Below are 24,835 nucleotides of genomic sequence, written 5' to 3'. Positions count from 1 at the left end.
CCCCATCGCACCCACCCGGGGCAACGGACCGCCGGGCCCGGCTGGTAACCTGTGCGCATGGGTTACGAACGCTACCAACAACAGCCGGCGCCGGTGCCGTCGCGGCTGGCCAGCTACTGGAAACTGATGCGCGCCGACCGCCCGATCGGCACCCTGCTGCTGCTGTGGCCGACGTGGTGGGCGCTGTGGCTGGCGTCCGGTGGCATGCCGGCACCGTGGACGCTGTTCGTGTTCACCGCCGGCGTGTGGCTGACCCGCTCGGCCGGCTGCGTGATCAATGATTACGCCGACCGCTGGCTGGACCCGCACGTCAAGCGCACCAAGGACCGCCCGCTGGCCACCGGCGCGGTGTCCGGGCGCCAGGCGCTGGCGCTGTTCGCCGGGCTGATGCTGGTCGCATTCGCGCTGGTGCTGACCCTCAACGCGTTGACCATCGGGCTGAGTTTCGTCGGCGTGTTCCTGGCCGCCACCTACCCCTACCTCAAGCGTTACACCCACCTGCCGCAGGTCTACCTGGGCATGGCCTTCGGCTGGGGCATCCCCATGGCCTTCGCCGCGGTACAGGGCGAAGTGCCGCCGCTGGGCTGGGTGCTGTACGCGGCCAACATCCTGTGGTCCACCGCCTACGACACCTGGTATGCGATGGTCGACCGCGACGACGACCTCAAGGTCGGCTCGCATTCCACCGCCATCCTGTTCGGCGACCTGGACCTGGTGATCCAGGGCATCCTCTACGCGCTGTTCTTCGCAGCCATGGCACTGGCCGGCCAGCGTGCCGGGCTGGGCATGGCGTACTGGGCCGGCCTCGGCGTGGCGGTGGCGCTGGTGGCCTGGGAGTTCTGGATCTGCCGCACGCGCGAGCGCCAGGCCTGCTTCCGCGCGTTCCTGCACAACAACTGGGTCGGGGCGGTGCTGTTCGCCGGCATCGTCGCCAGCCAGTACCTGCACTGACCGGGCAGCGGCCCGCCACCGGACGGGCCGCTGCCATCGCGGCGGTGCCTCAGGCCGCCATCCTGCCCAGCCGGCGCAGGCGGAACGCCGCCACCACCTGCAGCACGCCGTAGACCAGCGCCATCGCGGCGATCCACAGCGACGTGACCATCAGCCCGCTCAGCGGGTTGAGCGCGAACAGCACGCCCAGCACCACCGCCAGCAGGCCGCTGAGGACCAGCAGCCATTCGCCACGGATGTGCTTGCGCACGCGGATGGCGAAGACGATGCGGTAGATGCCGCCGACCACCAGCCACGCCGCCAGGAACAGCAGCAACACGCTCGCCGTGGCCAGCGGGTTGAGGATCGCCAGCACGCCGAAGGCAATGGACACCAGCGCGTAGAACACCGCCCAGCCCCGCGATACCGGCGCCGAACCGGCGATCGCCGCGGCCAGCGCCACCACGCCCTCGACGATCGCCACCACCCCCAGCCACAGCGCCAGCACCGCGGCGGTGCGTACCGGTGCCATCACCGCCAGCACGCCGAAAGCCACCGCGAACAGGCCGAACAGCAGGACCACCCACCAGTGGCGCGACATCGCGCCAAGCAGCGTGTCGGAAGGGAAATTCGGGTTGCCATTCATGTCATCGCTCCTTGCAGTCAGGGAATGCGTTGCAGGACAAGCATAGGCCGGGCGTGTCGCCCTGCCGTGTTCAGGGTACCCGCGCGCACACCCAGGCATCGACCCGCACCACCCCGGCCCGGCGCAGCGCGCGCGCGGCGGCCTGCACGGTGGCACCGGTGGTCATCACGTCGTCGACCAGCGCCACGTGCGCCGGCAGGCGCCCGCGGGCGGCGAAGGCCTGGCGCAGATTGCGCCGGCGCGCGGCCGCATCCAGCGCGGACTGCGGCGGGGTGGCGCGGGTGCGGTGCAGGCCGGCCAGCACGGGCAGCTGCAGCGCGCGGCCCAGCGGCCGCGCCAGCTCCAGCGCCTGGTCGTAGCCGCGGCGGCGCAGGCGCGACAGGTGCAGCGGCACCGGCACCAGCGCCTGCGGCCGCGCCACCGGCGCCAGCCGGGCGTGCATCAGCTGCGCCAGCAGGCGCCCGGCGGCCAGGTCGCCATGGAACTTGAAACGCCGCAGCAGCCCGTCCGCCGGCGCCGCGTACAGCAGCGCGGCATGCACCGCCGCCAGCGGCGAACGCGCGCCCTGGCAGGCGCCGCACAGCGCCCCGTCCGGCTCGGTGACCGGCAGTGGCAGGGCGCAGCCACGGCAGGCGCATTCCAGCCAGGGCAGCGCGGCCGCACAGGCGGCGCACAGGTCGCGGCCGGGCGTGCCCGGCTCGCCACAGACCAGGCACAACGGCGGGAACACCAGCCCGGACAGCGCCGCGCCCACCCTGTAAACCAAAGCGCCGAATGATTTGTTGACAGCAGACTGCATGCTCACCAGACTGCCCCGCTTCCGTTGCCCGATCTGTCAGGAAACACCGATGCCCGCCGTCATCCGCCACGACTGGAGCCGCGAGGAATTGCTGGCGCTGTTCGACCTGCCGTTCCCCGAACTGCTGTTCCGCGCCGCCAGCGTGCACCGCGAACATTTCGACCCGGCGCAGGTGCAGGTCTCCACCCTGCTGTCGGTCAAAACCGGCGGCTGCCCGGAAGACTGCGCCTACTGCCCGCAGGCGCAGCGCTACGACACCGGGGTGGACGCGCAGAAGCTGATGGACACCGACAGCGTGGTCGCCCGCGCCCGCGCCGCCAGGCAGGCCGGCGCCTCGCGCTTCTGCATGGGCGCGGCCTGGCGCTCGCCCAAGGACCGTGACATCCCCAAGGTGGCGGCGATGATCCGCGAAGTGAAGGCGCTGGGCCTGGAAACCTGCGCCACCCTGGGCATGCTCGAAGGCCACCAGGCGCAGGCGCTCAAGGACGCCGGGCTGGACTACTACAACCACAACCTCGACACCGCGCCGGACTATTACGACTCGATCATCCACACCCGCCAGTACCAGGACCGGCTGGACACGCTCGAACACGTGCGCAACGCCGGGCTGAAGACCTGCTGCGGCGGCATCGTCGGCATGGGCGAGACCCGCGAACACCGCGCCGGCCTGCTGCTGGCGCTGGCCAACCTGCCGGCGCACCCGGACTCGGTGCCGATCAACCGCCTGGTGCAGGTCGCCGGCACGCCGCTGCATGGCAGCGCCGAGCTGGATCCGTTCGAGTTCGTGCGCATGATCGCGGTGGCGCGCATCACCATGCCGCGCTCGATGGTGCGGCTGTCGGCCGGGCGCGAGAGCATGAGCGACGAACTGCAGGCGCTGTGCTTCGCCGCCGGCGCCAACTCCATCTTCTACGGCGAAAAGCTGCTGACCACCGGCAACCCGGACACCGCGCGCGACCAGGCGCTGTTCGCGCGGCTGGGCATTTCGCCGATGCAGGTCAACGTGGATGCCGACGACCACGACCACCCCGGCACCGTGCACCTGGACATCGCCCCGGCCTGCGCGGCGACCGCCTGAACCGGCCGCGGCAGGCAGCGGCGGCGGTGCCCGGCATCGCCGCGCCCCCACGCCGCGCGGCCTGCCGCCGGGCCGCGCCGCAAGCGGCTGCAGCGGCGACCGGTTACGCTAGCCGCCCACCCGTCCATGAACTGACGCCATGGCCCGCCCCGACCTCCTCGCCCGCCTGCAGGACCAGCGCAAGCTCCGCCAAGCGCAGGGGCGCGTCCGCGTGCGCCGCAGCGTCGGCCGCCGCGACGGCGTGCGCCTGGAAGTCGGCGGCAGGTGGCTCACCGGCTTCTGCAGCAACGATTACCTGGGCCTGTCGCAGCAGTTCGAAGTGATCGCCGCGCTGCAGGACGCCGCCGGCCGCGAAGGCGCCGGCAGCACCGCCTCGCACCTGGTCTGCGGCCACCACGCGCTGCACGAGCAGCTGGAACGCGAAATGGCCGACTGGCTCGGCTATCCGCGCGCGCTGCTGTTCGACAGCGGCTTCATGGCCAACCTCGCCGTGCAGCAGGCACTGCTGTCCGAAGAGAGCGACGTCTGCGTGCAGGACCGCCTCAACCACGCCAGCCTGCTCGACGCCACCCGCCTGGCCGGCTGCCGCCTGCGCCGCTACCCGCACCTGGACAGCGAAGGCGCCATGCGCCAGCTGAAAAACGCCGCCGACGGCGCCGCCATGCTCGCCACCGACGGCGTGTTCAGCATGGACGGCGACGTCGCCCCGCTGCGCTCGCTGTCGCTGGTGGCGCGCATGCAGGAGGCGCTGTTCTACGTGGACGACGCGCACGGTATCGGCGTGGTCGGCGAACACGGCCGCGGCTGCGTGGCCGACGCCGGGCTCGGGTCAACGAAGTACCGCTGCAGCTGGCCACCCTGGGCAAGGCGCTGGGCGGCCACGGCGCGGTGGTGCTGGGCGAGGAAAGCCTGATCCAGCACCTGGCCGAAACCGCGCGCCCGTACATCTACACCACCGCGCTGCCGCCGGCGCAGGCCGCCGCCTCGCTGGCCGCGGTGAAGCTGGCGCGGCGCGACCACTGGCGCCGCGAGAAGCTGGTCGAACTGATCGCCGCGTTCCGCGATGGCGCGCGCCGCAACGGCCTGGAACTGATGCCCTCGGAAACGCCGATCCAGCCGCTGCTGTGCGGCGACGAGGCCACGGTGATGGCGCTGGGCGCGGCATTGGAGCAGTCCGGGTTCATGGTCGGGGCGATCCGCCCGCCCACCGTGCCCGAAGGCAAGGCGCGGCTGCGCATCACCCTGTCGGCGCTGCACACCCTGGAACAGGTCAAGGCGCTGGTCGAAGCCACCGCCCGCGCCCGCGACCTGCTCGCCTACGAGCAGTCGCTGAACACCGCCAGCGCCTGAAGCACACCGTATACGCATGCATATCGACGTCACCGGCAGCGGCCCGGCACTGGTCCTGATCCACGGCTGGGCGCTGCACGGCGGCATCTTCGCGCCGCTGGTGCAGCGCCTGTCGCCACACTTCCAGCTGCACGTGGTGGACCTGCCCGGCCACGGCTTCAGCCGCGACGACGACACCCCGCTGCGCCTGCCCTACCTGGTCAACGCCATTGCCGCGGCCACCCCGCCGGCGGTGTGGTGCGGCTGGTCGCTGGGCGGGCTGGTGGCGCTGCACGGCGCGGCCACCCTGCCGCAGGTGCGCGGGCTGGCGATGCTGGCCGCCACGCCGCGCTTCGTGCGCGACGCCGACTGGCCCGACGCGGTGGAGCGCAGCGTGTTCGAACAGTTCGGCCAGGACCTGGAACAGGACTACCGCGGCACCCTGGAACGCTTCCTGGCGTTGGACGTGATGGGCTCACAGCACGCGCGCAGCGAACTGCGCACCCTGCGCGAGGCCCTGGTCGCGCGCGGCGAACCGGCACCGCGCGCACTGCACGAAGGCCTGGCCCTGCTGGACCGCAGCGACCTGCGCGGCGCCCTGCCCGGGCTGCGCGTGCCCGGCCTGTGGATCGGCGGCCAGCGCGACCGGCTGGTGCCGGCCAACGCCATGCACGGCGCCGCGGCGCTGGCCCCGCCCGGGCTGCACACCGCGCACACCATCGACGGCGGCGGCCACGCGCCGTTCCTGGGCCACGCCGACGACGTCGCCGGGCGGCTGCAACGCTTCGTTGCGGCCTGCGCGTGAGCCGCCAGCTGCGCGCATCGCCGATCATGTGCGGCCACGGGACACACCGGGAGTAACGCGATGGATCTGGGCATCGCCGGGCGCTGGGCACTGGTCTGCGGCGCCAGCAGGGGGCTGGGGCTGGGCTGCGCGCGTGCGCTGGCCGGCGAAGGCGCCAACGTGGTCATCGTCGCCCGCGGCACCGACGCGCTGGAAGCGGCCGCGGCGCAACTGCGCGCGCTGCCCGGCGCCGGGCAGGTCATCGCCGTCGCCGCCGACATCACCACCGCCGCCGGCCGCGCGGCCGCGCTGTCCGCCTGCCCACAGGTGGACATCCTGGTCACCAACGCCGGCGGCCCGCCGCCGGGCGACTTCCGCGACTGGGAGCGCGAACAGTGGCTGGCCGCGCTGGACGCCAACATGCTGACCCCGATCGAACTGATCCGCGCCACCGTCGACGGCATGGCCGCGCGCGGCTTCGGCCGCGTGGTCAACATCACCTCCAGCGCGGTGAAGGCGCCGATCGACATCCTCGGCCTGTCCAACGGCGCGCGCTCGGGGCTCACCGGCTTCGTCGCCGGCGTCGCCCGCACCCACCTGGCGCGCAACGTCACCCTCAACAACCTGCTGCCCGGCGCGTTCGACACCGACCGCCTGCGTGGCACCCTGGACGCCAGCGCGCGGCGCCAGCAGCTGCCGCTGGACGAGGTGGCCGCGCGCCGCCGCGCCGGCATTCCCGCCGGCCGCTTCGGCACGCCGGACGAGTTCGGCGCCGCCTGCGCCTTCCTGTGCAGCGTGCACGCCGGTTACATCACCGGGCAGAACCTGCTGATCGACGGCGGCGCCTACCCCGGTACCTTCTGACCCCGTAGCAACCACGTATTCCCATGCCTGCCCTGTTCGACTCCAAGCACGTCCGCCGCGCCTTCTCGCGCGCCGCCACCAGCTACCACGCCGCCGCCGTGCTGCAGCAGGAGGTCGGCAAACGCCTGCTGGAATCGCTGGATTACCTGGAAGCGCGGCAGCCGCAGGTGGTGCTGGACGTGGGCAGCGGCCCGGCGCATGCCACCGCGGCGATGAAAAAGCGCTGGCCCAAGGCGCAGGTGATCGCGCTGGACCTGGCCCTGCCGATGCTGGCCGAGGCCAGGAAGCAGGCCGGCTGGTGGCGCCCGTTCTCGCGCGTGTGCGCCGACGCGCGGGCGCTGCCGCTGGCCGACAACAGCGTGGACGTGATCTTCAGCAACCTGTGCCTGCAGTGGGTGGAAGACCTGCCGTCGGTGTTCGCCGGCTTCCGCCGCGTGCTCAAGCCCGGCGGCCTGCTGGTGTGCTCCACCTTCGGCCCGGAGACGCTGGTGGAACTGCGCGAGGCGTTCGCCCAGGCCGACGACACCCCGCACGTGAGCCGCTTCGTGCAGATCGCGCAGTTCGGCGACGCGCTGATGATGGCCGGCTTCCGCGACCCGGTGCTGGACCGCGACCTGTTCACCCTCACCTACGACGACCTGCCGGCGCTGATGCGCGAGCTCAAGGCCATCGGCGCCACCAACGCGCTGAGCGGGCGCCGCCACACCCTCACCGGGCGCAGCCGCTTCAACGCCGCGCAGGCGGCCTACGAACCGCTGCGCCGTGCCGACGGCAAGCTGCCCAGCAGCTGGGAAGTCATCTACGCCCACGCCTGGGCGCCGGAGCCGGGCGCGCCGATCCGCGAACACGGCCATGACGTGGCCGCGGTGCCGCTGTCGGCCATTCCGATCCGGCGCCGGCCGCAGAGCCCGTAACCGCGGGGCCTGCCGCCACGGCCGCGGCCGGGAAGGGTGCGCGGCGCATGCGCCGCGCTGCGTTCAACCGCCGACCTGGGCGATCCAGTCCTGCAGGTTGTAGTAATTGCTCACCCGCGCGATGCGCCCGCCGCGGATATCAAAGAACGCGCCGCCCGGCAGTACGTAGCGCTGGCCGTTGGCCGGCGGCAGGCCTTCATCGGTGTGGTGGTACTCGCCATGCACCACGTACTCGGCCGCGGCGCGGGTGCCGTCGGCGCTGGCCATCACCACCACCTCGCGCAGCTGCTCGCGGTAACTGGCCTCCATGCGCCGCAGGAACGCGGCAAACGCCTCGCGCCCGCTTTCGCGCGCGCCCTGGTTGAGGTCGTGCGCCACATCGTCGCTCAGCCGCTCCAGCATGCCGGCCCAGTCGCCGCGGTTGAAGGCATCGTAGTAACCGCGCACCAGGTCGATGGCCTGTTGCTGCGCGGGGAAAGGTCGTGGCTCATGGGGTTCTCGCGGAAGGAACAGCGGCGCTCAGGCGCCGCGGGCGAACAGGTCGCGGTGGAAGAAATAGATTTCCTGCGCCAGAAAGCGCCAGCTGGTGTGGAAGCTGCGGAAGCGCGTGCTCGGCGTGGACGAGGCCAGCGCGTCGATGCCCAGCTCCTGGGACAGGCGCAGCGCGCGCGCCATGTGCAGCGGGTCGCTGACCAGGATGGCGCGGCGCATGCCGTGCGCGTCCATCAGCCGCTTGGCCTCGACCAGGTTCTGGCGGGTGGTGCGCGACTGGCTTTCGATCAGGATGTCCTTGGCCGGAATCTGCTGTTTCAGCGCGTAGCGGCGCGCCACCTGCGATTCGGAAAAACGCGCGCCGGCGCCGCCGAAACCGCCGGTGAAGATCAGCTTCGGCGCGAACCCCTGGCGGTACAGGTCCAGGCCGTGGCGGATGCGTTCCTCGAACACCGGCGACGGCTTGGCGTCGTAGGCCGCCGCGCCCAGCACGATGATCGCGTCGGCCGGCGCGGCCTGGTCGCGGTCGCCCACCCAGATGATCCACGCCGCCACGCCCAGCAGCCACAGCAGCAGCAGCACGCACAGGCGCCACAGCCAGTCGAACAGACGCGCGCGCCGGCGGCTCATGCGCCCATCCACGGCAGCGCGTCCAGGTCGACGTTGCCGCCGGACAGCACCAGGCCCACGTTGCGCCCGGCAAAGCGCTGCGGCTGCGCCAGCACGGCCGCCAGCACCGTGGCCGAGGACGGCTCCAGCACCTGCTTGAGCACCTGCCACAGCAGCCGCATCGCCGCCACGGTGGCGTCGTCGTCCACGGTCACGACCGTGGCCTTGCCGTGCAGCAGCGCGAAATTGGGTTCGCCCAGCGCGCCGCGCAGGCCGTCACAGACGGTATCGGGCACGAAATCCACCTGCCGCCGGCCGGCGTCCAGCGACCGCGCGGTGTCCGCCGCCCCGGCCGGCTCGGCCAGCACCAGCTCGCAGCCCGGCGCCGCCTGCTGCAGCGCCAGCAGGGTGCCGCAGGCCAGCCCGCCACCGCCGACCGGCACCACCACCACGTCCAGCGCGGTGCCGGCCTGGCGCAGCAGTTCCAGCGTCGCCGTGCCCTGGCCGGCAATCACCTGCGCGTCGGCATACGGGTGCACCAGCACCGCGCCGGTGTCGCGCTGCACCCGCGCGCACTCGGCCTCGCGCGCGGCCTGGGTGGGCGCACAGCGCCACAGGGTGGCGCCATGGCGGGCGATGTTGGCCAGCTTGGCCGCCACCGCGCCCTCGGGCACCACCACGTGGCAGGGAATGCCGCGCGAACGCGCCGCCAGCGCCAGCGCCGCGCCGTGGTTGCCGGACGAATGCGTCACCACGCCCTGCTGCGCGGTGTCCGCGTCCAGCGCCCACACCGCGTTGCAGGCACCGCGGAACTTGAAAGCGCCGCCGCGCTGCAGGTGCTCGGCCTTGAAATGCAGGCGGGCGCCGGCCAGCGCATCCAGTTCGCGCGACCGCAGCACCGGGGTGACCGTGGCGTGGGCCGCGATGCGGGCCGCGGCGGCCAGCACGTCGGCCGGCCCTGGCAGGGTGAGTTCAACCATGGGGAAAGGTTAACGTAGGCCCCCGGTGCCGGACCATCTCACGCCACCACTGCACCTGCGTTCAGCCCTGCCGGCAGGGTTAAGGACCGATTCAATGCGCGGGCCCGAAGCTGGCCGCGCACCCAACGGGGGACTGTCATGAAAAAGCGCCTGATCCTTTCGGCCGGCCTGTTGCTCGGCCTGTCCGGCTGCGCCACCTACGACTACGTCGACGGCGGCGCGGGCGGCTATTACCGCGGCGCGACGTCGGTGCAGCGCACCTACCCGTACGGCTATCCCTACGGCGCCTATGGCTACGGCCCTTATGGCTATGGCAGCTACGGCTATTACGACTACCGCTACCCGTACCCGGTGTACCGCCCGCCGTACCGGCCGCGGCCGCCGCACGGCCATGACGGTGGCCACCGGCCGCCGCCGGGGCATGGCAACGGCGATGGCGGCCACCGCCCGCCGTGGCCCGGTGATGGCGACGGACGCCCGCCGCGCCCCCGCCCGCCGGTGGACGGCGGCGGCAAGTCGCCCTGGCGCGACATGGACCGCCTGCAGCGCCCGCAACCGCGCCCGCAGGCGCAGGTGCCGCGGGCCATGCCCTCGCCCCAGGCCAACGGCGCACCCCGGCCGATGATGCACCGCCCCGCGCCACCCCGACCGCCGTCACAGTCCCGGCGCATGGAATCGGCACAGCAGCAGGAACCCTGAAACCGCTTGCATTTGTTGAAAAACCAGGCAATCTTGTCTGGCCGAGTGACCGAAAGCGTCCATAACTGACGCGAACCGGCTTTCACACTCGACCGCTTCCATGTCGATGTCCGCACAGGAAATCTGGATCCCCCCTGTTCCGGCCCTGTCGGGCATCGGCGCCTACACATGACAAGCCCCGGCCATGCCGGGGCTTCGTCTTTTTTGGCTTCAGCGCATCGCGGCAGGCGCCCGCCGGCGCCGCGCGAGCAGCCAGCGGCAGCAGCGCCGGGCACCACCGCAACCTGCGGGCGGCAACGCAGGGCCACCGGCCGCGGGCGCCGTGCAGGCCCTGGAAAGAACAAGGGCCGGCAGTCCCCGACTGCCGGCCCCATGCTTCCCCGGTATGCGCTTCGGCTGGCCCCTGTTCCAATTCCAGCCACTGCGCCCATGTCGCATGCCACACCGGGTGCAATGACGTTAACTGCAGTTTGCGTGCCAACTTTAGGCCACCGCCGGTACCCACCGGGCATTGGCGGTAAAATCACCAGCCCGCCGCCGCGGCCGCAACCCGGCCCCCGGCGATGGATTTCACATTTCAGGCACACCGCTTCCCATGACCGACTCCTTCCATCGTTACGACGTCATCGTCATCGGCGGCGGCCACGCCGGCACCGAGGCCGCACTGGCCGCGGCGCGCGGCGGCGCCCGCACCCTGCTGCTGACCCACAACGTGGAAACCGTGGGCGCGATGAGCTGCAACCCGGCCATCGGCGGCATCGGCAAGGGCCACCTGGTCAAGGAAATCGACGCGCTGGGCGGGGCCATGGCCCATGCCGCCGACCTGGCCGGCATCCAGTGGCGCACGCTCAACGCGTCCAAGGGCCCGGCGGTGCGCGCCACCCGCTGCCAGGCCGACCGCAACCTGTACCGCATGGCGATCCGCCGCATCGTCGAATCGCAGCCCAACCTGAGCGTGTTCCAGGCCGCGGTGGACGACCTCATCATCGAAGGCGACGCCGTGCGCGGCGCCATCACCCAGACCGGGCTGGCCTTCCATGCGCCGGCCGTGGTGCTCACCGCCGGCACCTTCCTGGCCGGCAAGATCCACATCGGCGAAACCCAGTACACCGCCGGGCGCATGGGCGACCCGCCGGCCACCACCCTGGCCGCGCGCCTGCGCGAGCGCCCGTTCGCCATCGACCGGCTCAAGACCGGCACCCCGCCGCGCATCGACGGCCGCTCGCTCGACTACAGCGTCATGGAAGAACAGCCCGGCGACGACCCGCTGCCGGTGATGTCCTACCTGGGCCACGTGGCCGAACACCCGCGCCAGGTGAGCTGCTGGATCACCCACACCAGCGAGCGCACCCACGAGGTGATCCGCAACGCGCTGCACCGCTCGCCGCTGTACAGCGGCCAGATCGAAGGCATCGGCCCGCGCTACTGCCCGTCCATCGAGGACAAGGTGGTGCGCTTCGCCGAAAAGGACAGCCACCAGATCTTCGTCGAACCCGAAGGCCTGGACGTGGTGGAGATCTACCCCAACGGCATTTCCACCTCGCTGCCGTTCGACGTGCAGCTGGAACTGGTGCGCAGCATCCGCGGCTTCGAGCACGCGCACATCACCCGCCCCGGCTACGCCATCGAGTACGACTTCTTCGACCCGCGCGGGCTCAGGAACACGCTGGAAACCCGCCAGGTGGCCGGCCTGTTCTTCGCCGGCCAGATCAACGGCACCACCGGCTACGAGGAAGCCGGCGCGCAGGGCCTGCTGGCCGGCATCAACGCCGCGCGGTTCGTGCAGGGGCGCGAAGGCTGGTGCCCGCGCCGCGACGAGGCCTACATCGGCGTGCTGGTGGACGACCTGATCACCCACGGCACCAGCGAGCCCTACCGCATGTTCACCAGCCGCGCCGAATACCGGCTGCAGCTGCGCGAGGACAACGCCGACGCGCGCCTGACCCCCACCGGCCGCGAACTGGGCCTGGTCGACGACCGCCGCTGGCACGCCTTCGAAACCAAGCAGGCCGCCGTGGCCAGCGAAAGCGCGCGCCTGCGCGGCCTGTGGGCCACCCCCGCCAACGCCCTGGGCCGCGAGGTGCAGGAAACCACCGGCGTGGCGGTGAGCCGCGAAACCAACGTGCTCGACCTGATCAAGCGCCCGGAACTGGACTACGCCAAGCTGATGCGGGTGCCCTCGCTCGGCCCCGGCGTGGACGATGCGCGCGTGGCCGAACAGGTGGAAATCAGCGTCAAGTACGCCGGCTACCTGGACCGCCAGCGCGAAGAGATCGAACGCCAGCAGCGCCACGAGAACACCGCCATTGCCGAAGGCTTCGACTTCGCCGCCGTGCGCGGCCTCTCCGCCGAAGTGCTGCAGAAGCTCGAACGCGTGCGCCCGCAGACCATCGGCCAGGCCCAGCGCATTCCCGGCATGACCCCGGCCGCGATCTCGCTGCTGCTGGTGCACCTGGAGCGGGCGCGGCGCGGGAAGGTGGCGTGAGTGCGTCTGCTGCGCGGGGCGTTGGTCGAGCAGAAGGCGTTTGATCTCCTGCGCAATGCCTTCGCGTCATGCACCTGACTGCATTACCAAGAAGAAGCCCGCACAAGCGGGCTTCTTCTTTTCATGACTGCGGAATGCACGCTGCGGCGGCCATCAACCGTTGAACAGACGCAGCGCGGCACCGCTCAGTCGTCGTTCGTGTTGCGGCTGATCAACAACAACCCGTTCCCCACCGTCACCTGCAACGCATCGCCCACGGCAAAGCCGCAACGTTCCAGCCAACGGCCGGACAGGCGCAGCCTGGGCACGGCCCTGCCCACGACCTGCTGGCCCCGGCGCTCGTCGTAGTACAGGCAGCCCATCGTGCAGCGCTTGGGCATGCGCGCCCAACCGCTGGAAGCAGATGGCGTGGCAACGGGGGCGAAAACAACTCCGGGACGGGCGCCGAATCGATCATCCGCGGCGCGGACGCCTCGTGCCTGGATGGGCTGCGGTTGGACGCAGGGGTGGAGACGCGAGTGACTTCCTTGGTACGGCTCATGTAGGACTCCGTGTGCGATAGGGAATCCTTGTGTTTTCGAGCTGCCAAACTCGGCTGCGGATTTCTCCGTAGCGAGCTGATGGTGCTAGGTGGTCTTCGAGATCGTCAATCAGATCTTTCCGCTACGGCCAGAAGCGGACATCGCAGTGCGCGTTAACACTGGCGGAAAGAATGCGCTAGTCGAACGCGATATCAACCGGTCACCCGACGTCTCCTAACGAAGACTAAGGGCCCGCGTAGTAGGGGATTAGGCTCGGAGCGCCCGGTTCCCCTGCCAAGTGTCTGGAAGTAAAGAACGCGGATTCGCCAGCTGGGGTTACAAGATCGGAGTCGATCAGCAGGAACTGGATAGCGTCTCCCTCCTGACGCGATGCAATTCGATAGATCTCACGATACAGCCCGGCTACAAGCTCAGGGTTCTCATCGTCACTGATATTCTTAGTAGGACTGTCGATAACCAGCACGTTGGGCACCGGCATGCCGCGCTCTAATGCAGCCTCGTGGACAGCTAGGGCATAGCAGACGTTGAAGAGCGTTTTCTTCCCGCCGCTACCGGCGTCCCAGAAAGTCCACTCTTGGCCCCCATGTAGAATAGTGGGACGCCAAGTCCGAGTATCGATTATCACCTCATCATCTTCCGATACTCCTGGAAACCCGACTGAAATCATGATTGCCTTAAAATGGTCAGCAATAGCGGACACATTCGCATCTGCTGCTCTGAGTCGTTCGACCTCGCTCTCGATGGCGCTTCGCACGCAATCGATCTTCCCTTGCAGCTCACCGGCTTGGTTCTCGAGGTCCGTAATTGCCATAGGCATCTGACGAAGCTTCTCAAGTGACCGGATACGCTCCAAGAGCGTGGCACTTTCACGGTCAAATAAACGGATATTCTCAACAAAGGCGGAATCGTACCTAGCAAGTTCTTGCTGCAACGTTCTGTCTAGGGCCGCCTTCTCCGACATAACCATGTCGAGTTGCCTCACAGACTTACCCATGGCGCGCTCCCGACGCTGGATGGAATCGGAAATTTGATCAATTCGATCATTAAGTTCGCGACGCATGGCCTCCAGTTCCAAGCTTGAAATAGAAGACAGCGGTGATGCCGCGGAACAACAGAGTCCGCACTTGCCAGCTTCTACTGCACGACTTGAAATATCGGTTGCGCACTCTGGGCACCTAACGTACTCAACTCCTGAAAGGAGCTGACCAGCTTGCTCAGCACGGTCTGCCTTGAGCTTAGTGGTGATGAGCTCTGCCCGAAGCGATCTCTGCTCAGAGATTGCGGCCTCCGTCTCTGCTATCGAACTACGCAAGTCCGCGATCTGTGCCCCCATTTCTCGCAGCTTAGATCGCAGTGGGTCTGTCGGATGAATGTCGGCGTGACGCTCCAACTCGAGCTTCTGCTTCTTATCCTCATTGTCAGACAAATCGCGCTTGGCGGCTTCAATTCGGCTCTCAACATCAAGCTCTGACCCAAGCTCGAACCGATCCATGAATCGCCGGATCTGATTCGCCGCCTCGCGCTTTCCCTTCTGATCGTCGATTGCACGATAAAGATCCGTCTCCAACTGGCTCAGTCGCTCGGAATGAAGCCCAGTAAAGAAGCGCATTGCATCTTGGCTCTTGCGACCACGGAACGGGTCTTCAAGCTTAAAAAATGACGAATCAAGATGACTTTGATCTAAATAACAGTACCACCAAACGTCCCGAAAGCTGAGTCGGATCATCGGCGAGTCCGGGTCACGAGCGCGTTTTCTCACCTTGATCGGGACAGCTCCGCACAAATGAAACAAGAGGTCGCTCAGATTATAAATGTCTGCACCGACAATAGGTTCAGAGCCTGCGTCTAGCGGCGCATTGATCGATTCAATCTGATTCTCTGATGCTTCCCAGGAAACTCGCACTGCCTGTGTGTCTGTTGCCGATCGCTCTAGAGTGCAGGCGAAAGCTCCGAGCCCTACGGAAAGTCGCACGGAGACAAACTCCTTCTGCACGGCAGGTGTTCGTTCAAGCTCCCCGCCCAAACAGTAGTCAATGAGGCGAGCGACAGTGGATTTTCCGGTCCCGACTGGTCCATACAAAAAGGTGACGCCGGGGAGAATTCAAGCACCTCGGTCGTTTGCCTAGTTATTATGAAGAGACTTTTGAGCCGTATATTCATGTGGGTATGACTTGGTTAGAACGAAGCGTCACAATCTCCGGAAATGTTTGATAGATGAAACGCATAAGGTTGGTGGCAGTCATGTCGAAGTTCCGCTTCAGCAGAAGTGATCGGCGTGCGTACGATTCGAAGGCTGGCCTCTCCATGAGATTCGTTGCGATCCCGCGCCCCTTGTCTGTCAGCGTTATCACCACTTTGCGACCTTCGATTGAGACAGCAGCTAGATTCTTGGCGACAAGAATGTTCAAAAACTCACGGTAACGGTGATCCCAAGGGCCAAAGCGATAGCGGACCATCTCGGATTCCACGCTCTGCCGCTCATAGTCTTCCAGTCGAACCTCTTTGGCGGAGCGGCCTTTTGCCTGAAGCGCTCGATCTAGCATTACGGGATAACGCAACAAGAAGTCCAGTTTCGCAAGCTTCGTAAGTCCTTCAATTGATCCGTCACCCTCGTCCCCTGCAAATGCATTGAGCAGTAATAGGATCCGAGCCAGATGAAGTTCCGGTGCTCCATCTAGGTTGACGACAGCCTCGACTATGTCCATTAGTCATCTTCCCAAGGTCTATCGATACTCCACTGTACTTTGCACTGCGAGGTAAGCGAGAAAGCGAAACCCTCTAGATGGTCGTTTGTGCAGTCAAATAGCTGCTCGTTGTTGGTTCTCCGCGCTTGAAAGCGCTCTCGCAGGTTCTCCTGCATCTCGGGGCCGAAGTATTTGCCTTCAGCTTTTGTCGCTTCAAACGCTTTGGCCGCGTCGCTCAGGGCAATTGTGCGAATGTGCTCATACCGTCCCATTCCTTCGCGGCCGAACTTCTTTGTCCATGAAATTGCTAGGTAGTCAGCCTTATCACGCAGGTTCTCGGCTGCGTTACGAGATACAGCTGAGAAACCACCGGCATCAAGCTTCCTCAGCATGAGGTCCGTGCTTCCCTGTCCTGGCTCCGCCCACTTATCTGGTGCGCCCGCAAGTGAAGCTGTAGCGCTCACCCCTTGGTCAAGGACGGCTATGACTCGTTCAGCCGTCAGGCGCTTCCCATTAATGCGCGCTAATGCATCAACATTAGGACTGTCAGTTGCCAACAAATAGGCGGGCAGCAGCTGTAGATGATCTAGAGATGCGGCGCGCGCGCACTCATCGATCAGACTATACGCAGCGCGTTCAACGGAAGCATGCGGACATTCCTTTGCACCCGACCAACACCCCACAAGAGCATGCACAAGTCGCATGGTGGAGTCAGCCAGCTTGGGGAGTTTGTCCGAAGCGGTGGCCTTCTTCAGTGCTCCAAATGCGATTGACTCCGGGACATCGACATCGCGAGCAATGCGCTTAAGCCAAGCTTTGACAGGTGAGGGAAGATCCGAAATTTCAGGGGCTTTGGCTATTTCTGAAAGTACGTATCCAATGGACTGAGCATTGTTCGCGACATGAAGCGGATGATTGGTGAGGAACCGAAAGGCACGAAAGTGCCCCTGATACTGCTCCTGAAGTCGGACAAATCGCGCGAATGCATCGCGCACTTGGGAATCGCTTGCTTTCCAAATCGGCTGGCTCGAGTCACGGGTCTTTACTTGCTCGCCCGTAAAGGTGCCATCGTGATGCTTTAGCAGGATATCCTCATGATGCTCACAGAAAATCTCGCAAACATCCTGGGTGTCATCCAGCAGCATACAAGATACGACCGCTGCCCAAGTGTGCTGAAACCTATATCGTTGCTCGGTTGCATCACCTGGGTCGTTCTTCGCTAGGACTTGGTCCGGCGCGAGAAGCGTAGGTTCGATTACTGACATGTCTCCCCCAGACAAACAGTTCCGTTTGAATGCCGGAGCCCGTAACCGGGCTAGGTAAAGGTGCACGTGCCGTGCAGATTTCCTCTATTTACCCGTAGGTGAGAAGATTGACAAGGCTCTAAAGACCTCCCTGATAACCAGCAGTCGGGTCACTGCCGGCACTAGGCCACGACACTGGAACACGCGTATTTCTGGTGGCAAGCACACAGCTCGCGTGCTCCAAGCGACTGCAAAGGGTCGAAAAACGGACAGACGAACAGCTTCACTCAGCACCCGTATCATTCGTTTCTTGTCTGAACTCTTGAGTTGTTCCGATGCCATCCCTCCGCCCCTTCCTCGACAAAACCCCCACCCTCGGCCAGCGCGTCTACATCGACCCTGCCTGCACCATCATCGGCGATGTGGTGCTGGGCGATGACGTGTCGGTGTGGCCGGGCACGGTGATCCGGGGCGATGTGAACCATGTACGCATCGGCGCGCGCACCAATGTGCAGGACGGCACCATCATCCATGTCAGCCACGAGAGCCCGTACAACAAGGGCGGCTACCCCACGCTGATCGGCGAGGGCGTGACCGTGGGGCATGGCTGCATCATCCACGCGTGCCGCATTGGCGATTACTGCCTGATCGGCATGGGCGCGTGCGTGCTGGATGGCGCGGTGATCGAGGACGAGGCGTTCATCGGCGCCGGCGCGGTGGTGGGGCCGGGCAAGCGGGTGGCGCGCGGCGAGTTGTGGGTGGGCAACCCGGCGCGGCCGGTACGCACGTTGAGTGCGAAGGACATTGAAGGGCTGCGCTATTCGGCGGACCACTACGTGCGGTTGAAGGACCAGTACCTGGGCATGGCGGGCTGAAGGAGCCTGCGGGGCAAGCCCCGCAGCTACAGGGCATCGGCGGCGCTGGCCGTTGCCCGCGGGCCGGGCTTGGCCCACACTGCCGGCCTCGGGCGTGGGGACGCCCTTTTTCCAGGGAAAGGAATATTTCATGTCGATCAGAACCATGGCGCTGGCCCTGCTGGCCGGTGCAACGCTGCTCTGCGCCGCTGCGCCGGCCGCCCACGCACAGGATGAGCAGGACGCTCCGGACCCGGCGGCGTTCGTGCAGTCGCTGCATTTCCGCTCCGGCACCATCGAAGTGCCCGCGGCCAAGGCGCGCTTCAACCTGGGCCCGGAGTTCCAGTACCTGGACCAGGCCGATGCGCGGCGCGTGCTGGAAGACCTGTGGGGCAACCCGCCCGACGCCGACGTACTGGGGCTGGTGGTGCCGCGTTCGCCCAGCCTGGCCGATGACGACAGCTGGGCGGTGGTGGTGACCTACTCGGACGACGGCTACGTGTCCGACGAGGACGCGTCGAAAATGAACTACGCCAAGCTGCTGCGCGAAATGCAGGAGCAGACCGAAGCGGCCAACCCCGAGCGCGAGAAGGCCGGCTACGGCACGCTGCAGCTGGTGGGCTGGGCGGTGCCGCCGCGCTACGACGCCGGCAACAACAAGCTGTACTGGGCCAAGGAGCTGGCGTTCAACGGCCAGCCCAACCACGTGCTCAATTACGACATCCGCGTGCTGGGCCGCCACGGCTACCTGAGCCTCAACGCGGTGTCGGGCATGAATGAGCTGGGGCTGGTGCGCAGCGGCATGGAGAAGCTGTTGCCGATGGCCGAGTTCGAGCCGGGCGCGCGCTATGCCGACCACAACCCCAAGACCGACAAGATCGCCGCCTACGGCGTGGCCACGCTGATCGGCGGCGGGCTGGCGGCCAAGGCCGGGCTGTTCGCCAAGCTGGGCCTGGTCTTCGCCAAGTTCTGGAAGCTGCTGCTGATCGGCGCCATCGCGCTGGGCGGGGTGGCGCGCAAGTTCTTCGGCGAGCGCAACAAGGGCACGGTGCGCTGAGCTGCGCGCACGCCGCCACGGTGCCCGGCGCAGGCTGGGCATCGGCGGCGGCGGCGGGTAAAGTCAGCCGCTGACAGGACGCCACCGAGACACGCATGCCAGCGGCAGCCGCCCGGTTTGGATACCGGGTTTGCGACAACCCACGACCCTGCGCGCGACCGGCGGCGCCCGGCCGTTGAGCACCGCGCCGCCCATGCTCGATACCTACCGCGAGGTGATCACGCCCGAAGGCGTGCCGCTGCAGTTGCCGGCGGCCGGCCCGGTGCCACGCGCGCTGGCGTGGCTGATCGACCTGATGGTGCGGTTTGGCGTGCTGGGGTTGATGAGCCCGCTGCTGATGGCGCTGGGCGGGCTGGGCCAGGGCCTGTACCTGGGGCTGATGTTCCTGCTGTTCTGGGGTTACCCCATCGTGCTGGAGGTGTGGTTCGGGCAGACCCTGGGCAAGCGCGCGCTGGGCCTGCGGGTGGTGGCGCGCGACGGCGCGCCGCTGGGCTGGGTGCCGGCGATCGTGCGCAACCTGCTGCGCACCGTGGACATGCTGCCGTTCGGCTACGCGCTGGGCCTGCTGGCCTGCCTGTGGGATCCGCACGGGCGGCGGCTGGGCGACCTGGTGGCCGGCAGCCTGGTGGTGCACGTACCGGCGCCGGCACCAGTGCCGCCGGCACGCATCGACAGCGTGCTGGCGCCGCCGCTGCCGCTGCAGCCGGCCGAACAGCAGGCGGTGATCGCCTTTGCCGACCGCGCGCCGGCGTTGTCCGGCCCGCGCCAGAACGAGCTGGCCGACATCGCCAGCGGGCTGAGCGGCGCACGCGGGCAGACCGGCGTGCTGCGCCTGTATGCGATGGCCAACTGGCTGCTGGGGCGGCGATGAGGCAGGAACAGTTCGTCACCCGCCACGAACACGAATGGCGCCAGTTCGAGGACTGGCTGCAGCAGCGCGGCGGCAGTGCGCGCAAGGCGCGCAACACGCCGGCGCCGGACCTGCCCGGCGACGAGACCATTCCCGAACGCTACCGGCGCCTGTGCCAGCAGCTGGCGCTGGCGCGCCGCCGCGGCTACAGCCCGCAGCTGGTCGAGCGCCTGCAGCAGCTGATGCAGCGCGGCCACAACCTGCTGTACCGCGCGCCGCCGCCGCGCTGGCAGCGCGCGCTGGAATTCCTGTTCGCCGGGTTCCCGCAGCTGGTGCGCAGCCAGGCCGCGGCCATGTGGGTGGCGTGCGCGCTGTTCGTGCTGCCGCTGGTGGGGGTGTTCGTGCTGCTGCAGTACAAGCCCGAACTGGTGCACCTGCTGCTGGACCCGCAGCAGATCGCGCACATGGAGAAGTCGTACGACCCGTCCGCCGAGCACCTGGGCCGCACCCGCGACAGCGGCACCGACTGGGCGATGTTCGGCCACTACATCATGAACAACATCAGCATCGGCCTGCGCACCTTCGCCAGCGGGCTGCTGGCCGGCGTCGGCACGGTGCTGGTGCTGCTGTACAACGGGCTGGCCATCGGCGCGGTGGCCGGCCACCTGCAGCACATGGGCTACGGCGACCCGTTCTGGCGTTTCGTCGCCGGGCACGCGCCGCTGGAACTGACCGCGATTGTCATTGCCGGTGGCGCCGGCCTGCAGCTGGGGCTGCGGCTGATCGCGCCGGGCCGCAAGCGGCGCATCGACGCGCTGGTGGAAGGCGGGGTGATCGGCGCGCGGCTGTGCCTGGGGGTAGCGTTCATGCTGCTGCTGGCGGCGTTCGTCGAGGCGTTCTGGTCGTCCATCGCCACGGTGCCGGCGTGGGGCAAGTTCACCGTATCCGGCGTGCTGTGGGCGCTGGTGTTCGGCTGGCTGTGGCGCGGCGGCCACGGGGGACGCGATGCGCATTGACCAGCTCGACGTGGTGCTGCGCGCCCGCTCGCAGTGGGAGGCGATGGAGCTGGGCACCGCGCTGGTGCGGCGCCATGCCGCGGCCATCTGGACGCCGTGGCTGCTGCTCACCGCGCCGGTGTTCGTGCTGCTCAACCTGGGCGGGTGGTGGCTGGACGCCTTCTGGCTGCCGGCGTTGCTGCTGTGGTGGCTGAAGCCGGTGTTCGAGCGCATCCCGCTGTACGTCATCTCGCGCGGCGCGTTCGGTGCGGTGCCCGGTACCGTGCAGACCCTGCGCGCGCAGATGCATTGGGGTGTGCGCGCGCTGCCCGGTTACCTTCTGTGGCGCCGGCTGGGCCCGGCGCGTGCGCTGCTGATGCCGGTGGACCTGCTCGAAGGCGGCGACGCCGCGCAGCGGCGGCAACGGCGGCGCGTGCTGGGGGTGCGGCCTATGGCCATGCCACGCTGCTGACGCTGGTGTGCTGGCATTTCGAGGTGATGCTGCAGGTGGCCGGCATCGCGCTGGTATTCATGTTCGTGCCGCTGGATTCCTTGCCCGAGTCGCTGCGCGTGGCGGTGTCGCTGATCGGCAGCGACACCCCCGCGTGGGTGTGGCTGGGCTTCAACCTGCTGGCGTGGGCGGCGATGACGCTGATCGGCCCGTTCTACAGCGGCGCCGGCTTCGGCCTGTACCTCAACCGCCGCACCCAGCTGGAAGCCTGGGACGTGGAAATCGCCTTCCGCCGCCTGCGCGCACGGCTGGCGCAGGCGGCGCCGCTGGTGCTGGTAATGATGATGGGGCTGGCCATGCTGCCGCTGGCGGCGCCGGTGCATGCCCAGGATGCCGCCGCTCAGGCCCCGGCGGCACATGACAACCACAAGGCGGGTGGGTCGCAGGCCACGGCCGCCGCCACGCCCGCGGGCGTGTTCGGCGCCGCACCGGCCGATACCGCCGGCTTCCGCCAGGCGGCCGCACGCGCCTATGACGACCCGCAGCTGGGCGCCCGGCATACCGTCTGCCGCTGGGAGCGCCGCGACGCGGAGGTGGAGAAGCCGGACCGCGACTGGAATTTCCCGGGGGGCTCACTGTTCGCCGCGGCGGCCAGGCTGCTGGCGCTGCTCAGCGAAGCCGCCTTGTGGATCCTGGTCGGTGCGCTGTTGCTGGCGCTGGCGCTGACCGTGCGCTGGTGGCTGCCGTGGCTGCGGGGCAGCGGGCACCGCCGCCGGCGCGGAGCCGAATCGGAGGTCACCGCGCACGCGCTGCAGCTGCCCGACACCTTGCCGCCGGACATCCTCGCCAGCGCCCGCCGCCTGTGGCAGGACGGCAGGCCGCGGCATGCGCTGGCGCTGCTGTACCGCGCCAGCCTGGACGAACTGGCGCAGCGCGCCGACATCGTGCTGCCGCCGGGCAGCACCGAGGCACAGTGCCTGCGCGCATCCAGGCGCATGCCGCAGGACGCGGACCGGCGCCTGTTCGCGCGCATGGTGCGCACCTGGCAGTACGCCGCCTATGCCGGCCGGCTGCCGTCGGACGCCGAATTCCAGGCGCTGCTTGACGACCTGCGCCAGCAGTACGGGTGGGCCGCATGAGCGCACGCGTGCGCAATGCGCTGATCGCCCTGGCGGTGCTGCTGCTGGCCGCGCTGGCGGTGACGTGGTTCCTGCGCACCCACCAGCGCACATGCGAACCGGCCACGCTGCCGGCCTACGGCGAGCCCACCTTCAACCCGCTGTTCGCGCTGCGCGAAGCGCTGCGCCGCGACGGCGTGGACGCCGACACCCGGCGCACGCTCGACCTGGCCGGCATGCAGCTACAGCCGCGCGACACCGTGCTGCTGCTGGACGACCCGCGCCAGCTCACGCCCGCGCAGGTGGCGCAGCTGGTGGACTGGGTGGAGTACGGCGGCCACCTGCTGCTGCGCATGCCCGCGGCCGACGAGGCGCTGGATGGCGAGCAGACACTGCTGGGCCGCTTCGGCATCGCACCGGGCAAGGTGGCGCCGCGCTGCCAGCCCTGGCATGTGCCGGGGCAGGAACAACACCAGGAATTCTGCGCCGGACCGCGCTTCACCGTGGGCGAGCATGCCCGCGTCGAACGCCGCTGGGGCGATGCCACCGACACCACCCTGGCCTACGCGCGGCTGCGCTACGGCAGCGGCCGGGTGGACGTGCTGGCCGACATGGATTTCCTGCGCAACGGCCAGGACGAACAGGACACCGGCCTGCGCGACCTGCCGCACCGCGACCTGGCGCGGCTGGTGCTCGCGCCCAACTACGGCAAGGGCCGCATGCACCTGGTCTACGCCGCCGAAGCGCCGTCGCTGTGGCGCACCGTGCTGCAACGCGGCTGGCCGATCTGGCTGCCGCTGCTGCTGGCGCTGCTGGCGTGGCTGTGGATGCGCGCCCAGCGCTTCGGCCCGCTGCAGCCGTCGCCGCGGCAGGAGCGCCGCTCGCTGCTGGAACACGTGCGCGCCAGCGGCGAACACCTGCACCGCTACGGCAAGGCGCCGCTGCTGTACGACGCGGTGCGCCAGTCGTTCCTGGCGCGCCTGCGGCGGCGCGCGCCGCTGGCCGCCGCACTTGCCGGCGACGCCCAGCTGCAGGCCATCGCCGACCACCTGCGCTGGCCCACCGAACGGGTGCGGCTGGCGCTGCAACTGCCCCCGTCACGCGACGACGCCGCGCTGCGCGAACGTATCGCCCTGCTCATCCAGATGAGAAACCAGCTATGACCGACCTGCCCGCTCCGCCCGCCCTGCCCGGCGATGCCCCGACTCCGGCGCCCGCCCCTGGCAACGTCGAACTGATCGAACGCGTCGAACGCCTGCGCGACGCCGTCGGCCAGGCTTTCATCGGCCAGGCCGAGGTGCTGGACCAGATCCTGGTGGCGCTGCTGGCCGGCGGCCACGTGCTGATCGAAGGCGTGCCCGGCCTCGGCAAGACCCTGCTGGTGCGCGCGCTGGCGCAGGCGCTGGAGCTGGATTACGCGCGCGTGCAGTTCACCCCCGACCTGATGCCCAGCGACGTCAGTGGCCACGCCGTGTACGACCCCAAGACCGAGAGCTTCAAGATCCGCCGCGGCCCAGTGTTCACCCACCTGCTGCTGGCCGACGAGATCAACCGCGCCCCGGCCAAGACCCAGTCGGCGCTGCTGGAGGTGATGCAGGAAGGCCAGGTCACCATCGAGGGCCGCGCGTTCCCGCTCACCCCGCCGTTCCTGACCCTGGCCACGCAGAACCCGGTGGAGCAGGAAGGCACCTACCCGCTGCCGGAAGCGCAGCTGGACCGGTTTCTGCTCAAGGTGCTGATCGAATACCCGCAGCTGGAAGACGAGAAGCGCATGGTCGCGGCGATCACCGCCGGCCGCAGCGCCAGCGATTTCGACCTGTCGCAGGTGCCGCGGGTGATGAACGGCGCCGACGTGGTGGCCCTGCAGCAGGCGGTGGCGGCGATCACCGTGGACCCGCAGGTGATCGACTACGCGGTGCGGATCGTCGCCGCCACCCGCAAATGGCCGGGCATCGCGCTGGGCGCCGGCCCGCGTGGCAGCCTGGCGCTGGTACGCGCGGCGCGCGCGCAGGCGGTGCTGGCCGGGCGCGATTTCGTCACTCCCGACGACGTGCGCGAGATCGCCAGGCCGGCGCTGCGGCACCGTATCGCGCTGGCGCCGGAGCTGCAGATCGAAGGGCAGTCGGCGGACGATGCGCTGACCGCGTTGCTGGCCAAGGTGGAGGCACCGCGCAAATGAGCCCGCGTGGCGGCCAGGCGGCTTCGGTTCGCGCTTCTTCGTACGTGGTGCGAGGGGTGGGGTTGGGGTGGGCCGGTGTTGCCGTCATGGCGCTGCATGCGCCCGTCGCGGCGGCTGCACCGGCAGGAATTGCCGTTGCCGTTGCCGTTGCCGTTGCCGTTGCCGTTGCCGTTGCCGTTGCCGTTGCCGTGATTTTGCTTTCGGCTTCTGCCTTCCGGGTCCCCTTCCGCAGCGACGGAGTCGACGGACAAG

General features: G+C 68.5%; 22 protein-coding genes and 2 pseudogenes. 15 read left to right on the top strand and 9 right to left on the bottom strand.

Annotated features, from left to right (window positions below; translation table 11 throughout):
* The first annotated feature begins 57 nt into the window (after positions 1-57).
* Entirely contained in the window at positions 58-951 is an 894-nt protein-coding gene (locus B1L07_00905; GenBank protein AUZ53927.1) for a 4-hydroxybenzoate polyprenyltransferase, read from the top strand.
* Positions 952-1,000: 49 nt separating this feature from the next.
* Here B1L07_00905 and B1L07_00900 read toward each other — a convergent pair whose 3' ends face one another.
* Complete coding sequence (locus tag B1L07_00900; protein AUZ53926.1) at positions 1,001-1,576, bottom strand: hypothetical protein; 576 nt, start codon at positions 1,574-1,576, stop codon at positions 1,001-1,003.
* Between the two features lie 70 nt (positions 1,577-1,646).
* Positions 1,647-2,381: an amidophosphoribosyltransferase gene (locus B1L07_00895; GenBank protein ID AUZ53925.1), complete on the bottom strand. Its 735-nt coding sequence runs from the start codon at positions 2,379-2,381 to the stop codon at positions 1,647-1,649.
* Positions 2,382-2,424: 43 nt separating this feature from the next.
* Between B1L07_00895 and B1L07_00890 the strand changes: the two genes are divergently transcribed.
* From B1L07_00890 to B1L07_00870, 5 genes and pseudogenes are all read left to right on the top strand, one after another.
* On the top strand, positions 2,425-3,453 hold the full coding sequence (locus B1L07_00890; GenBank protein ID AUZ53924.1) for a biotin synthase BioB: 1,029 nt from the start codon (positions 2,425-2,427) through the stop codon (positions 3,451-3,453).
* 139 nt (positions 3,454-3,592) lie between these two features.
* Positions 3,593-4,803 (top strand): annotated as a pseudogene (locus B1L07_00885) (8-amino-7-oxononanoate synthase).
* 16 nt (positions 4,804-4,819) lie between these two features.
* Entirely contained in the window at positions 4,820-5,587 is a 768-nt protein-coding gene (locus tag B1L07_00880) for a pimeloyl-[acyl-carrier protein] methyl ester esterase (GenBank protein ID AUZ53923.1), read from the top strand.
* 60 nt (positions 5,588-5,647) lie between these two features.
* A complete protein-coding gene (locus tag B1L07_00875) occupies positions 5,648-6,430 on the top strand; it encodes a 3-oxoacyl-ACP reductase (GenBank protein ID AUZ53922.1) in 783 nt (260 codons plus the stop codon).
* A 23-nt stretch (positions 6,431-6,453) separates the two neighbouring features.
* A complete protein-coding gene (locus B1L07_00870; protein AUZ53921.1) occupies positions 6,454-7,344 on the top strand; it encodes a malonyl-[acyl-carrier protein] O-methyltransferase BioC in 891 nt (296 codons plus the stop codon).
* Positions 7,345-7,407: 63 nt separating this feature from the next.
* Here B1L07_00870 and B1L07_00865 read toward each other — a convergent pair whose 3' ends face one another.
* The 3 genes from B1L07_00865 to B1L07_00855 form a co-directional block, all read right to left on the bottom strand.
* The gene (locus B1L07_00865) at positions 7,408-7,800 is read right to left on the bottom strand and encodes an isopropylmalate/homocitrate/citramalate synthase (protein ID AUZ53920.1); all 393 of its coding nucleotides are present in this window, start codon (positions 7,798-7,800) and stop codon (positions 7,408-7,410) included.
* 63 nt (positions 7,801-7,863) lie between these two features.
* The gene (locus tag B1L07_00860; GenBank protein ID AUZ53919.1) at positions 7,864-8,466 is read right to left on the bottom strand and encodes a protein sanA-like protein; all 603 of its coding nucleotides are present in this window, start codon (positions 8,464-8,466) and stop codon (positions 7,864-7,866) included.
* On the bottom strand, positions 8,463-9,425 hold the full coding sequence (locus tag B1L07_00855) for a serine dehydratase (GenBank protein AUZ53918.1): 963 nt from the start codon (positions 9,423-9,425) through the stop codon (positions 8,463-8,465). Before B1L07_00855 ends, B1L07_00860 begins: the two co-directional genes overlap by 4 nt.
* Positions 9,426-9,563: 138 nt before the next feature.
* Here B1L07_00855 and B1L07_00850 point away from each other — a divergent pair, with 138 nt between their 5' ends.
* Together B1L07_00850 and B1L07_00845 are read left to right on the top strand one after the other, a co-directional pair.
* Positions 9,564-10,124 (top strand): hypothetical protein, encoded by a 561-nt coding sequence (locus B1L07_00850; GenBank protein AUZ53917.1) that lies wholly within the window; start codon positions 9,564-9,566, stop codon positions 10,122-10,124.
* 595 nt (positions 10,125-10,719) lie between these two features.
* Complete coding sequence (locus B1L07_00845) at positions 10,720-12,609, top strand: tRNA uridine-5-carboxymethylaminomethyl(34) synthesis enzyme MnmG (GenBank protein AUZ53916.1); 1,890 nt, start codon at positions 10,720-10,722, stop codon at positions 12,607-12,609.
* A gap of 185 nt (positions 12,610-12,794) precedes the next feature.
* Here the strand turns inward: B1L07_00845 and B1L07_00840 are convergent, their stop codons facing one another.
* From B1L07_00840 to B1L07_00825, 4 genes are all read right to left on the bottom strand, one after another.
* On the bottom strand, positions 12,795-12,971 hold the full coding sequence (locus tag B1L07_00840; GenBank protein ID AUZ56385.1) for an alginate O-acetyltransferase: 177 nt from the start codon (positions 12,969-12,971) through the stop codon (positions 12,795-12,797).
* 403 nt (positions 12,972-13,374) lie between these two features.
* Entirely contained in the window at positions 13,375-15,231 is a 1,857-nt protein-coding gene (locus B1L07_00835) for a hypothetical protein (protein ID AUZ53915.1), read from the bottom strand.
* A gap of 76 nt (positions 15,232-15,307) precedes the next feature.
* Positions 15,308-15,856 carry a hypothetical protein gene (locus B1L07_00830; protein AUZ53914.1) on the bottom strand — a complete coding sequence of 183 codons (549 nt, stop codon included), beginning with the start codon at positions 15,854-15,856 and terminating at the stop codon, positions 15,308-15,310.
* On the bottom strand, positions 15,856-17,100 hold the full coding sequence (locus tag B1L07_00825; protein AUZ53913.1) for a hypothetical protein: 1,245 nt from the start codon (positions 17,098-17,100) through the stop codon (positions 15,856-15,858). The genes B1L07_00830 and B1L07_00825 overlap by 1 nt, the downstream gene beginning before the upstream one ends.
* Before the next feature lie 314 nt (positions 17,101-17,414).
* On the opposite strand from B1L07_00825, the gene B1L07_00820 reads away from it, so the two are divergent.
* The 7 genes and pseudogenes from B1L07_00820 to B1L07_00790 all read left to right on the top strand — a co-directional run bounded on the left by B1L07_00820 (position 17,415) and on the right by B1L07_00790 (position 24,583).
* The gene (locus B1L07_00820) at positions 17,415-17,954 is read left to right on the top strand and encodes a gamma carbonic anhydrase family protein (protein ID AUZ53912.1); all 540 of its coding nucleotides are present in this window, start codon (positions 17,415-17,417) and stop codon (positions 17,952-17,954) included.
* 130 nt (positions 17,955-18,084) lie between these two features.
* A complete protein-coding gene (locus tag B1L07_00815; protein ID AUZ53911.1) occupies positions 18,085-18,990 on the top strand; it encodes a hypothetical protein in 906 nt (301 codons plus the stop codon).
* 193 nt (positions 18,991-19,183) lie between these two features.
* Complete coding sequence (locus tag B1L07_00810; GenBank protein ID AUZ56383.1) at positions 19,184-19,861, top strand: hypothetical protein; 678 nt, start codon at positions 19,184-19,186, stop codon at positions 19,859-19,861.
* The gene (locus tag B1L07_00805) at positions 19,858-20,856 is read left to right on the top strand and encodes a hypothetical protein (protein ID AUZ53910.1); all 999 of its coding nucleotides are present in this window, start codon (positions 19,858-19,860) and stop codon (positions 20,854-20,856) included. The genes B1L07_00810 and B1L07_00805 overlap by 4 nt, the downstream gene beginning before the upstream one ends.
* Positions 20,846-22,425 (top strand): annotated as a pseudogene (locus B1L07_00800) (DUF4129 domain-containing protein). Before B1L07_00805 ends, B1L07_00800 begins: the two are co-directional and overlap by 11 nt.
* Entirely contained in the window at positions 22,422-23,567 is a 1,146-nt protein-coding gene (locus tag B1L07_00795; protein ID AUZ56384.1) for a hypothetical protein, read from the top strand. Before B1L07_00800 ends, B1L07_00795 begins: the two are co-directional and overlap by 4 nt.
* Entirely contained in the window at positions 23,564-24,583 is a 1,020-nt protein-coding gene (locus B1L07_00790; GenBank protein ID AUZ53909.1) for an AAA family ATPase, read from the top strand. The genes B1L07_00795 and B1L07_00790 overlap by 4 nt, the downstream gene beginning before the upstream one ends.
* Positions 24,584-24,835 lie beyond the last annotated feature (252 nt).

The sequence above is a fragment of the Stenotrophomonas acidaminiphila genome, assembly GCA_002951995.1.
Classification (GTDB): Bacteria; Pseudomonadota; Gammaproteobacteria; order Xanthomonadales; family Xanthomonadaceae; genus Stenotrophomonas; species Stenotrophomonas acidaminiphila_A.
This window is presented reverse-complemented; position numbering and strand designations above follow the sequence as displayed.

Bases quoted from the DNA above. Each gene is read 5' to 3' on its own strand.
- B1L07_00905 (AUZ53927.1), top strand. From the start codon at position 58: ATGGGTTACGAACGCTACCAACAACAGCCGGCGCCGGTGCCGTCGCGG.
- B1L07_00900 (AUZ53926.1), bottom strand. From the start codon at position 1,576: ATGAATGGCAACCCGAATTTCCCTTCCGACACGCTGCTTGGCGCGATG.
- B1L07_00890 (AUZ53924.1), top strand. From the start codon at position 2,425: ATGCCCGCCGTCATCCGCCACGACTGGAGCCGCGAGGAATTGCTGGCG.
- B1L07_00880 (AUZ53923.1), top strand. From the start codon at position 4,820: ATGCATATCGACGTCACCGGCAGCGGCCCGGCACTGGTCCTGATCCAC.
- B1L07_00875 (AUZ53922.1), top strand. From the start codon at position 5,648: ATGGATCTGGGCATCGCCGGGCGCTGGGCACTGGTCTGCGGCGCCAGC.
- B1L07_00870 (AUZ53921.1), top strand. From the start codon at position 6,454: ATGCCTGCCCTGTTCGACTCCAAGCACGTCCGCCGCGCCTTCTCGCGC.
- B1L07_00860 (AUZ53919.1), bottom strand. From the start codon at position 8,466: ATGAGCCGCCGGCGCGCGCGTCTGTTCGACTGGCTGTGGCGCCTGTGC.
- B1L07_00855 (AUZ53918.1), bottom strand. From the start codon at position 9,425: ATGGTTGAACTCACCCTGCCAGGGCCGGCCGACGTGCTGGCCGCCGCG.
- B1L07_00850 (AUZ53917.1), top strand. From the start codon at position 9,564: ATGAAAAAGCGCCTGATCCTTTCGGCCGGCCTGTTGCTCGGCCTGTCC.
- B1L07_00845 (AUZ53916.1), top strand. From the start codon at position 10,720: ATGACCGACTCCTTCCATCGTTACGACGTCATCGTCATCGGCGGCGGC.
- B1L07_00840 (AUZ56385.1), bottom strand. From the start codon at position 12,971: ATGGGCTGCCTGTACTACGACGAGCGCCGGGGCCAGCAGGTCGTGGGC.
- B1L07_00830 (AUZ53914.1), bottom strand. From the start codon at position 15,856: ATGGACATAGTCGAGGCTGTCGTCAACCTAGATGGAGCACCGGAACTT.
- B1L07_00825 (AUZ53913.1), bottom strand. From the start codon at position 17,100: ATGTCAGTAATCGAACCTACGCTTCTCGCGCCGGACCAAGTCCTAGCG.
- B1L07_00820 (AUZ53912.1), top strand. From the start codon at position 17,415: ATGCCATCCCTCCGCCCCTTCCTCGACAAAACCCCCACCCTCGGCCAG.
- B1L07_00815 (AUZ53911.1), top strand. From the start codon at position 18,085: ATGTCGATCAGAACCATGGCGCTGGCCCTGCTGGCCGGTGCAACGCTG.
- B1L07_00810 (AUZ56383.1), top strand. From the start codon at position 19,184: ATGCTCGATACCTACCGCGAGGTGATCACGCCCGAAGGCGTGCCGCTG.
- B1L07_00805 (AUZ53910.1), top strand. From the start codon at position 19,858: ATGAGGCAGGAACAGTTCGTCACCCGCCACGAACACGAATGGCGCCAG.
- B1L07_00795 (AUZ56384.1), top strand. From the start codon at position 22,422: ATGAGCGCACGCGTGCGCAATGCGCTGATCGCCCTGGCGGTGCTGCTG.
- B1L07_00790 (AUZ53909.1), top strand. From the start codon at position 23,564: ATGACCGACCTGCCCGCTCCGCCCGCCCTGCCCGGCGATGCCCCGACT.